This is a genomic window from Aquabacterium sp. (assembly GCF_004297345.1).
Classification (GTDB): Bacteria; Pseudomonadota; Gammaproteobacteria; order Burkholderiales; family Burkholderiaceae_C; genus Aquabacterium.
This window is the reverse complement of record NZ_SCTN01000477.1, coordinates 1-10179: the sequence shown is the minus strand read 5'-3', so window position 1 is coordinate 10179 and position 10179 is coordinate 1. Positions and strand designations below refer to the sequence as shown.

The window sequence follows — 10179 nt, the reverse complement described above, 5'->3', positions numbered from 1 at the left end:
ATCGTGGTGGTGCTGGGTGGCCTGACGCTGTGGTTCCATGATGAAACCTTCATCAAATGGAAGCCGACCGTCATCTACTGGGTGATGGCCGCTGGTTTCCTGACAACCGAAATCGTGCTGGGCCGCAAGATGCTGGCGCAGATGATGGGTGGTCAGATTGACGCACCCGATGCGGTGTGGCGCACGCTGGGCTGGGCATGGGTGCTGTTCTTTGCCGGCATGGGTGTGCTTAATCTGTGGGTGGCGTTCAACTTCCCGCTCGATACGTGGGTGTCCTTCAAGATGTGGGGCAGCCTGGGCTTGACCTTGGTATTTACCCTGGCGCAAGGCCTGTATCTGAGTCGCCACATGCTCCCGGAAGAAACCAGCAAGGCCGAGTGAACCAACTGTCATAAAAGGGATCCATGATGAGCGACGTTTCCGTATCGGCTGACAAGCTGGAAGCCGCATTGCGACAGGCTCTGCAACCAGAATCCTGCGTGGTGTCGGACGACAGCCACCAGCACGCCGGTCATGCCGGCGCGAACGGCACGGGCTTTGGGACGCACTTCTCGGTGCAGATCAAGGCGCGTTGCTTCAACGGATTGACACATGTTCAGCGTCATCGGCTTGTGTATGATGCCCTGCGCGATTTGATTCCTCAGGGCGTTCACGCTCTGGTCATCAAAGCCGAGCCCGTCTGAACTTCCTTAAAAAGCTTTTACTGCTCATCATGAAGACTTCTCGTATCGCCAAGGCAGCCATGCTGGCCGTTTCGATTTCGCTGGCTGCTCCGCTGGCGTTCGCGCAAAACATCACCACCGTCAACGGCAAGCCCGTGCCTCGCGCACGTGTTGACGCCATGATGGAACAGATCCTCAAGCAGCAACAGCCTGGTCAGCCTCCACAGGCCAAGACCCCCGAGCTGGAGCAGCGCGTGAAGGACGAGATCGTGCTGCGCGAAATCATGGTGCAGGAAGCCGAGCGCCTCGGTCTGCAACGTGGCAAGGAATACCAGACTCAAATGGAGTTTGCGCGCCAGGCCATCCTGTTCCGCTCCTTGTTCATGGACTTTGAAAAGAAGAACAAGCCTTCTGACGCCGAAGTGCGCGCCGAGTACGACAAGTACAAGGCCACCAAGGGCGACAAGGAGTACCGTGCTCGCCACATCCTGGTCGAGAAGGAAGAAGATGCCAAGGCGCTGATCGCTCAGCTCAAGGCTGGCGCCAAGTTCGAAGACCTGGCCAAGAAGAACTCCAAGGATCCTGGCTCTGCCGAAAACGGTGGCGACCTGGATTGGGCCAACCCCGGCAACTACGTGCCTGAGTTCTCGCAAGCACTGACCAAGCTGGAAAAGGGCCAGACCACTGATGTGCCTGTGAAGTCGCAGTTCGGCTATCACATCATCAAGCTGGAAGACACCCGCGCTGCGCAGTTCCCCGCTTTCGAAGAAGTGAAGGGCCAACTGGCTCAGAACATGATGCAGCAGAAGCTGGCTGATTACCGCAAGAGCTTGAAGAAAGCGGCCAAGACTGACTACAAGTTTGGCGACGAGTAATTTTCTTTGACGCCGCCTGACTGAGGTCGGGCAGCCCAAAACAAAGGCGCCCTGCATCACATGCAGGGCGCCTTTGTTTTGCTCAGGTTCTGCCTGACGGCAGAACCTCACGCTGAATGGATCAGCGGTTACTTTCCTTGACGATGACCCACTGGCCATCAATCATCTTCCAAGTCAGCACCTTGTTGGTCTTGTCCTTGAAGTTGGACGACACATAGTTCTGCTGGAAGCTGGTCACAACCGAGTCACCCTTGGGCACGGCCTTGATGTCACCCACGGACACTTCGATCGGGCCGGGCTTGGTCACCAGGCGACGGCGCTCGTTGATCCACTTGGCCGATGTCGACTTGGCGGGGGCGAAGTCCTTGGCGTAGTAGGTGAAGTAACGGTCCACGTCCTTGGACATCCAGGCCGCAGCCCAGTCGCGCAGGCGTTGGGCTACGGTTTCAGCGGCGGCTTCATCGGCCACAACGGGTTCAGCCTTGGCAGGCGCTGCAGCAGGCGTCACGACCGGCGCGGCCACGGCTGGGCCAGCCAGCTTGCGAGCGCGGGCGTCCAGCTCTTCACGACTGGCCGAGGAGGCCTCCACAGTGCTTACGGGGCAACGTTGGGCAGCGTCATCAGCAGCTTGCCAGTCACGCACCAGGCCTTGGTTGCCATCGTCGTTGCTGGTCAGGCCCAGTGTCGAGGTCAGCGTGTTGCGAGCGGCTTGTGTGCGGGCATAGGCCAGTTGCAAGTCGTACTCGGCGTTGGCGTACGAACGCTTGGCGGTGTAGAGCTCGTTTTCGGCGTTCAGCAGGTCCAGCAGGCTGCGTTGGCCGATGTCGAACTGCTGGCGGTAGGCATCACGAGCCTTCTCGATCGCCAGCACGTTGCGGTCCAGCGCGGCCAGTTGGTCCTTGAGCTTCTTGATGTCGTTGTGGGCGATGGCGGCGGTCTGGCGCACATCACGGCAAGCTTTGTCACGCTGATCGGCAGCCTGGTTGATCAGGTCTGTGTATTGGTGAACGCGGGCCTGGTCAGAGCCGCCGTTGTACAGGTTCCAGTTGAGTACCAGTTGCACGGAGGAGTCGCGCTTCTGGTTCTGGATGCCATCAAAGTTCTTGCCCACGCCGGTGCGTGCACGGGCTTCCACCTTGGGTTGATAGGCGCTTTCCTTGGATGTAGCTTGCGACTGCGCTGCACGCAAGTTCTCGACGGCCGCACTGATGCTGGCGTGGCGGGAGAGAGCCTGGTTCACCGTGTCGCTGTTGCCTGTGGGGATGCCACGATCCAGGCCAGTCGGATTGGGTTGCTTGCCGGCAGGTGCTTCACCAACAACACGCAGGTAGCGGGCGCTCACGTCGTGCAGATTGGCCACTTCGGTGGTCAGGTTGGAGTCAGCCAGAGCCAGGCGGGCATTGGCTTGCTCGCTGTCCACGCCACGGCCCACGCCAGCCTTGACCTTGGAGGCGAGTTGGTCAAAGGCGTACTTGTGCTGAACGTAGTTGTCCTCAGCCAGGGCGACCAGCTTGCGATAGCGTTGCACATCGATGTAGGCGCGCGAGGCTTCCAGGGCTGTGTCTTCCGTGGCAGCCAGGAATTCGAAGTAGCGGGTGACGCGGGCGTGGCCCAGGCGCTCGACTTCTTTGCGGGTGGCTTGGCCGTCCCACAGCAATTGGTTGGCGCTCAGCGCCAGGCCGTTGCGGCTGAAGCTGGTTGATTCGGGGTTGTTGGTGGTGATGCGGTTGCTGTCGCGACCGACGTCGGCAGCCAGATCCACGCGGGGGTAGTAGCCGCCACGGGCCACATCGGCTTCATTGCCAGCGGCGCGCAGGGCGTTGAGGCGAGCGGTGACTTCCGGGTTGTTGGAAATGGCCTTCTGGGCCGCAGCGGCCAGCGATCCGGCGGGCACGTTCTGGGCGTGGGCAGTGGCTACGGACATGCAGGCCAGTGCCAGGATGGTCAGGCGGGATTTCATCGTCATCGGTTTTGTCACCTTGCACCTCGGGAGGATTTGTAAGAGTCCGGCTGCCATATGCCTGAACGCATCGGTATCAACTAGACACATTTGGTGTTAATCGGCGCATTTTGGCATTAAATGAAGGGCCGCTTCACATACCAAGGTCTAGGTCCGTGCAAGTGAGTGCCTTCGCTTGCAACAAAGGGGGGATAAGCGGTCAAGTTTGGTCCGTTTTGGTCGATTTGACACTGTGCTTCGCTCACGTCCGAAAACCCCTTTGCTGAACCTGTCCTGGCGTGGCTGGTGGTTCGGCTGTGTTCGACTGGGGGTGCGTACCGCGTGGCTCTTGCTGTTGTGCGGCGGGCTGCTCACGCAGGCATTCGAGTCGCCTCGTGTGCTGACGGCAGCCCAGAAGATGGGGCCGGCGACGGTTGCTCGGGCCCAGGCGCTGCTGCAGGAGATCGCCGAGGTATCGAGCCAGGACGACGAAACTCGCCTGCGCGCGATCAATACCTTTTTCAATCGCCAGATTCTGTACCGCGATGATCGGGAAACGTGGGGTGTGGTGGATTATTGGGCTTCCCCGCTGGAAACCCTGAGCAAAGGTCAGGGCGACTGTGAGGATTACGCCATTGGCAAGTATTTTTCCCTGATTGCAGCAGGCATTCCCAGTGTGAAGATGCGCATGGTGTATGTCCGTGCGCAGGTGGGGGGCAGTATTCAGGCTCACATGGTGCTGGCGTATTACCCGGAACCCAATGCGGAACCTTTGATTCTGGATAACTTGATTACCGAGATTCGACCCGCTTCCAGGCGCCCGGATCTGGCCCCTGTTTTCAGTTTCAACGCAGAGGGTTTGTGGCAAGGTGTAGGGGGCTCCAATGCTGGAGACCCGTCAGCCCGCCTGTCACGTTGGAGAGATGTGTTTGCAAAGGCCAAGGCTGAGGGCTGGTGGTAAGTCCCCAAAGGTAGAAACCGTATGTCCTTGATTCGTCAGATCTGGTTGTTGTTGCTGGTGACGCTGTTGATGGCGTTCTTCGGCAGCTTTGCCGTCTGGATGTGGTCGGCGCGCGGGTATCTGGAAACGCAGTTGCGGCTCAAGAATGCGGATAACGCTCAATCGTTGGCGTTGAATCTATCGCAGCAAAAAGGCGATATGCCTTCCATGGATCTGACTGTGTCGGCCATGTTTGATACCGGTTTTTATCAGCGCATCACGCTCAAGGATGCGGGTGGCCGGGTGGTGGTCAACCATGAGGCAGACAGCAAGGCCGTGCGCGATGTGGCACCGGTCTGGTTCGCGAATCTGGTGCCAGTGGAGTCTGTGCCGGGGCTGGCGCAGGTATCTGATGGGTGGCGTGCGCTGGGTTCGGTTGAGGTGGTCAGCCACGCAGGGTTTGCACATGCGCAGCTCTGGCAGGGCAGCATCAAGACTGCTGGCTGGTTGTTGATTCTGGGTGGCTTATCCAGTGTGGTGGCCGCGTTCGGCGTGCGCCGGATCCGTGAGCCGCTGGATGCGACCGTGGCGCAGGCGCAGGCCTTGATGGAGCGGCGCTTCGTGACCGTGGTCGAACCGCGCGTGCCCGAGCTGGCGCGGCTGAGTCAGGCCATGAATGCGGTGGTTGTGCGGCTGAAATCGCTGTTCGAAGAGCAATCCGGCCAGGTCGAGCAGTTGCGTCAGCAGGCGCACTGTGATCCCTTGACGGGCTTGTCGCATCGGCGGCATTTCATGGCGCAGCTCAATGCGGCGCTCAACAGCGACGAGGGTTCGGGCTCGGGCGTGCTGTATTTGATTCGCCTGGTGGACCTGGCCGGCATCAATCGCCTGCTGGGTCACCGCACGACGGATGCTTTGCTGCAGCGTTTGTCTCGGACGATGTCCGAGGTGTCGTCCGGTGTGGATGGGGCGGCCAAGGGGCGCCTCAATGGCGGTGACTTTGCCGTCTGCCTGACCGCGTCTGATGTGCCTTTGCCAGATCCCGAGCATTACGCAGATGCGATGCGCCGCTCGTTTGCCGAGCAGGCTGTGTCGGCGTCAGTGGTAGTGGGGGCAGTGCACTGGCGCCGCGGCATGCCCTTGCAACAGGTGCTGGCCGCAGCCGATTCGGCGCTGGCCAAGGCGGAAAGCCGCGGTGCGTTTGCGGTGGACATGGCTGAGGAGCCGTCCACCACCAGCGCGGTGCTGGGTGAGGATGAGTGGCGCACTCGCCTGACTTCTGCATTGGCCGCGCGGCGCGTGCAACTGATGCGCTATCCGGTGGTGGATCGCCAGTTGATGCTGGTGCATTACGAGTGCCCGCTGCGCCTGCAACTGGATACGCACGGTGAATTTGAGACGGCCGCGCATTGGTTGCCGATGGCTTTGCGCTCGGGCCTGATTTCGCAGATCGACGAGATGGCCGTGGTGCTGGCGCTGGAAGAGATCGCCGAGGATCGTCAGGATCGCGGCGTGAACTTGTCGCCGGCTTCGCTGGCGGACAGCAGCTTCATTCCCCGGATCCGAGCCCATCTGGCTGCGGCACCGGAGGCCGCTCAGCATCTGTGGCTGGAGGTGGCCGAGAGCGCAGCGGTGGAGCGGTTCGAGCTGGTACGTGAGTTGTGCAAGCAACTGCGGCCGTTGAAGGCGCGCATCGGCCTGGAGCATGCCGGCGAGAAGCTGGCGCGCATCGAGTTCCTGTTCGAGGCGGGGCTGGATTACATCAAGCTGGATGCGTCGGTGGTTCAGGGCGTGGCGCAAGACGCCTCACGGGCGGCCTATGTGTCGGCCACGGTCAGCATGTTGCATGGCCTGGGTCTGCAGGTGTATGCCGAAGGCGTGTGTGAATCGGCCGACATCCTGGCTTTGCGTCAGGTGGGCATCGATGGGGTCACAGGGCCGGCCGTGCGTTTGAACTGATGACCTGAGCGACCTGCGTTTCTACGACGTTCTCGCGCCCAAAAAAAAGCAGCTCGAAGTGAGCTGCTTTTTCGTTGGCGGGGCAGATCAGCAGTTGTCCACCAGCAGCTTGCCGCGGTTGACCAGCTCGCTGATGATCTGGTGATCATTGGCTTGCTGATCCAGGCCCAGCGAGGCGCGGATGTCCACATTGGCCAGGACGATGTGCTGCTGCTCAGCACAGCCAGTGCTGTCACTGTGGCCCGTGGCATCAGCATGGAAGCCGCCGTTGGCGCTCACATGAATGATGGTGCTGCCTGGTTGCGACTGGGTGTCGAAATCCAGGAAGTTCAGCAGCTTGTCGATGTTGCCCGAGGCTGTGGCCGAGCCGCTTTGCTCGGCGTGCAGCAAGTCGCGCAGGTCCAGCACGTCGCCACCAGCCGTACGTGCAGCGCAGTTGAAATCGTGGATGGTGTCGACGTGGTTTTCACCCGTTGTCGGGCGATCAGACAGGTTCCAGGCGAACACATCGGTGTCGCAACTGCTGTTGTGCTCGCCGTGGCCCGCCACCACATGCTCGATGTGGTCGGCCAGTGGTGCGGCGTTCACGTCAATGGCGACGATGCTGCTGGAGATGGTCTTGCTGTCCGTGGCGCCTGCAGCGTCTGTGGCCTTGATGGTCAACTGCGGGAACAAATCGACCGACAGGCCCAGCACGTGAGCCGGGTCGTAGCTCAAGGTGGACAGCAGGTGGTTGACCTGCGTGACGTCGATCGTGCCGCCAGGCGTTTCGGATTCGATGACCAGATGGCGGGAGTCCGTGCCGCTGATGTGCAGGCCGTGGGTCAGAGCCGGGTCGAGCGACAGGCTGAGCTTGCTGTGGTCGCCCAGCAGCGTGCCCAGTGACAGGAACTGCCCAACGCTCACGTCCACACGGATCAGGTTGTTGTCCACATCGTTGACAGCCACGTGCTGGTTCTTGCTCAGATCCAGCAAGGGGTTCACGGCCAGGTCAACCAAGCCCAGGATGTTGTGGCCATCGCTGTCGGCCAGCACGGTGGGGGCGTGGTTGGCGGCCGTTGTCGCGGCTGTGGTCAAGGTGATGGAGCCGCTGGCATGGTCGCCATCCTTGTCCACGATGGTGTAGCTGAAGGTCTCGTCACCACCGGTGTGGCCTTGCTTCATCGTGAAGTCGCCCGTGACCGTGTTGAGCTTGATCTCGGCGCCCGATTGCAGCGTGATCGTGAGGATCTTGGTGACTGGGTCCAGCACGGAGCTGACCTGCTTGCTCGATGAGAAGGACTCGATGTTCTTGAGGCCATCTGCACCGGCCAGGCTGGCCAGGCTGCCGGACTTGAGCGTGGGCACCGTATCGATCAGGTACTTGGTCAACTCGGCATTGGTCTTGAGCGTGGTGGCGCTTTGTTCTGCACCGGCAATGCCGTTGTAGGCAATCGGCTCGATGTTGGCGATGTACTCCTTGGTCAGCGTACCGGTGCCGACGGCATAGGAGTCGATGTGGTTGTCCTTGAGGAACTTCTCCCAGTTGGCTTCGTCGCTGCCGGTGTCGACGCCCTTGCCAGAGTTGGGTTGGCCATCGGTGATGAAGTAGGACACGTTCACGCCATCGGCGAGCTTGCCTGTCGTGACAAAGGATGCCTTGGCTGCGGCCAGTGCGGCGTCGTAATTGGTGCCGCCATTGGCCGTCAGCGTGTCGATGAATGTCTTGGCTTGTGCCACCGTCATCCAGGCGGGGCGGCCTTGACCAGCGTCGCTGAAGGTGACGATCTGGATCTTGACGTCACCCAGGTCGTCATAGTGGTCCACCAGGGACTTGATGGCGGCCTTGATGCCGTTGACGGTCTTGTCTGCCAGGGTGTCCTGCATGCTGCCCGACGTGTCGATGACCAGCATGAGGTTGGTGTTCTGCGTGCCGGTGGTGGCATCGACGCGCATGACCTGGGCGCCGGACAGCGGGCTGTCGTCTTCAATCACCACGTTCAGCGAGGCGGTGGTGGTGCTGTGCCCGTCGTTGGCATTGACCTTCAGGCCGATGCTGAGTGCATCTTCCGTGCTGGTGTTGGGGTGATCTACGGGGCCTTGCAGTGTGACCTTGTAGTGGCCCTGGTCGTCGATCGTGGCAGTCAGGATAGGCTTGCCGTTGGCTGTACCGATCAGCGGGTCGGTAGCGGTGCCATTGCCTGTCCAACTGACGGCAACACCGCCAGAGGTCAGGCCGCTTGTGCCGGACAGGGTCAGGGTGACCTTGTCGCCTTCGGCATCGCTGATGGCGAACTGGCCTGTGGCTTCCTTGCTGTTGCAGGTGTCAGGCGAGCCTTGGTTGTCGGCATTGGCGCCTGCCAGGCCTTCTTCGGATACGACGGCTGGTGCTGACTGGTTGCCGATGACTGGGGCATCGTTGACGGGTGTGATGCCGATGTCGACCGTAGCCGTGGTGATGCCGCCATGGCCGTCCGAAACGGACACGGTGAAGGTGTCTGCGCCGTTGTAGTTCTTGGCTGGCGTGTAAGTCCAGGTGCCGTCGGCATTGACGGTCACGGTGCCGTGAGCTGGATCGGAACCCTTGGCGTAGGTCAATGCATCGCCATCGGGATCGGTGGCTTTGACCTGGCCGGAGACGGGTTTGTCTTCGTCGGTTGTGAGCTTGTAGTGGCCACTGGATGGATCCAGATTGGGGTTCGTCGGATCGTCGATCTTGGGGGCGTCATTGACTGGCGTGATGCCGATGTCGATGGTGGCCGTGGTCGTGCCGCCATGGCCATCCGAGACGGTCACGGTGAAGGTGTCGGCGCCGTTGTAGTCCTTGGCAGGGGTGTAGGTCCAGGTGCCATCGGCGGCGACGGTCACGGTGCCGTGGGCTGGATCGGAACCCTTGGCGTAGGTCAGCGCATCGCCATCGGGGTCGGTGGCCTTGACCTGGCCGGAGACGGGTTTGTCTTCGTCGGTCGTGAGCTTGTAGTGGCCACTGGATGGATCCAGATTGGGGTTCGTCGGATCGTCGATCTTGGGGGCGTCATTGACTGGCGTGATGCCGATGTCGATGGTCGCGGTGGTGGTGCCGCCATGGCCATCCGAGACGGTCACGGTAAAGGTGTCGGCGCCGTTGTAGTCCTTGGCAGGGGTGTAGGTCCAGGTGCCATCGGCGGCGACGGTCACGGTGCCGTGGGCTGGATCGGAACCCTTGGCGTAGGTCAGTGCATCGCCATCGGGGTCGGTGGCCTTGACCTGGCCGGAGACGGGCTTGTCTTCGTCGGTTGTGAGCTTGTAGTGGCCGGTCGATGGGTCTAGGTTCGGGTTGCTTGGATCGTCGATTTTTGGAGCGTCATTGACGGGCGTGATGCCGATGTCGATCGTGGCTGTGGTGGTGCCGCCATGGCCATCCGAGACGGTCACGGTGAAGGTGTCTGCGCCGTTGTAGTCCTTGGCCGGCGTGTAGGTCCATGTACCGTCGGCGGCGACGGTCACGGTGCCGTGGGCTGGATCGGAACCCTTGGCGTAGGTCAGCGCATCGCCATCGGGGTCGGTGGCCTTGACCTGGCCGGAGACGGGCTTGTCTTCGTCTGTGGTCAATACATAGTGGCCCGTAACAGGATCGAAGTTCTCGCTTTCCGGGTCATAGACCTTGGGTGGATCATTGACGGGGTTGATGCCAATGTCGACTGTGGCCGTGGTCGTGCCGCCGTGGCCATCCGAAACGGTCACGGTGAACGAGTCGGCGCCGTTGTAGTCCTTGGCCGGCGTGTACGTCCAGGTGCCATCGGCATTGACGGTCACGGTGCCGTGAGTCGGGTCACTGCCCTTGGC

Annotated in this window: 7 protein-coding genes; 5 read left to right on the top strand and 2 right to left on the bottom strand. The window is 61.2% G+C overall.

Going from position 1 to position 10179, the window contains the following annotated elements; genetic code table 11:
* The 3 genes from EPO09_RS18370 to EPO09_RS18360 form a co-directional block, all read left to right on the top strand.
* On the top strand, positions 1-381 hold a 381-nt coding region (locus EPO09_RS18370), incomplete at its 5' end, for an inner membrane-spanning protein YciB (protein WP_290645335.1).
* A gap of 26 nt (positions 382-407) precedes the next feature.
* On the top strand, positions 408-683 hold the full coding sequence (locus tag EPO09_RS18365) for a BolA family transcriptional regulator (RefSeq protein WP_290645333.1): 276 nt from the start codon (positions 408-410) through the stop codon (positions 681-683).
* Between the two features lie 29 nt (positions 684-712).
* Positions 713-1537 carry a peptidylprolyl isomerase gene (locus EPO09_RS18360; protein WP_290645331.1) on the top strand — a complete coding sequence of 275 codons (825 nt, stop codon included), beginning with the start codon at positions 713-715 and terminating at the stop codon, positions 1535-1537.
* 121 nt (positions 1538-1658) lie between these two features.
* Here EPO09_RS18360 and EPO09_RS18355 read toward each other — a convergent pair whose 3' ends face one another.
* A complete protein-coding gene (locus EPO09_RS18355; RefSeq protein WP_290645329.1) occupies positions 1659-3503 on the bottom strand; it encodes a TolC family outer membrane protein in 1845 nt (614 codons plus the stop codon).
* A gap of 253 nt (positions 3504-3756) precedes the next feature.
* On the opposite strand from EPO09_RS18355, the gene EPO09_RS18350 reads away from it, so the two are divergent.
* Complete coding sequence (locus EPO09_RS18350; protein WP_290645327.1) at positions 3757-4437, top strand: transglutaminase-like cysteine peptidase; 681 nt, start codon at positions 3757-3759, stop codon at positions 4435-4437.
* Positions 4438-4458: 21 nt separating this feature from the next.
* Positions 4459-6375: an EAL domain-containing protein gene (locus EPO09_RS18345; RefSeq protein ID WP_290645325.1), complete on the top strand. Its 1917-nt coding sequence runs from the start codon at positions 4459-4461 to the stop codon at positions 6373-6375.
* A gap of 87 nt (positions 6376-6462) precedes the next feature.
* On the opposite strand, the gene EPO09_RS18340 is transcribed toward EPO09_RS18345, so the two are convergent.
* Positions 6463-10179: tandem-95 repeat protein (locus tag EPO09_RS18340; RefSeq protein WP_290645323.1), on the bottom strand; the 3717-nt coding region annotated here is incomplete at its 5' end.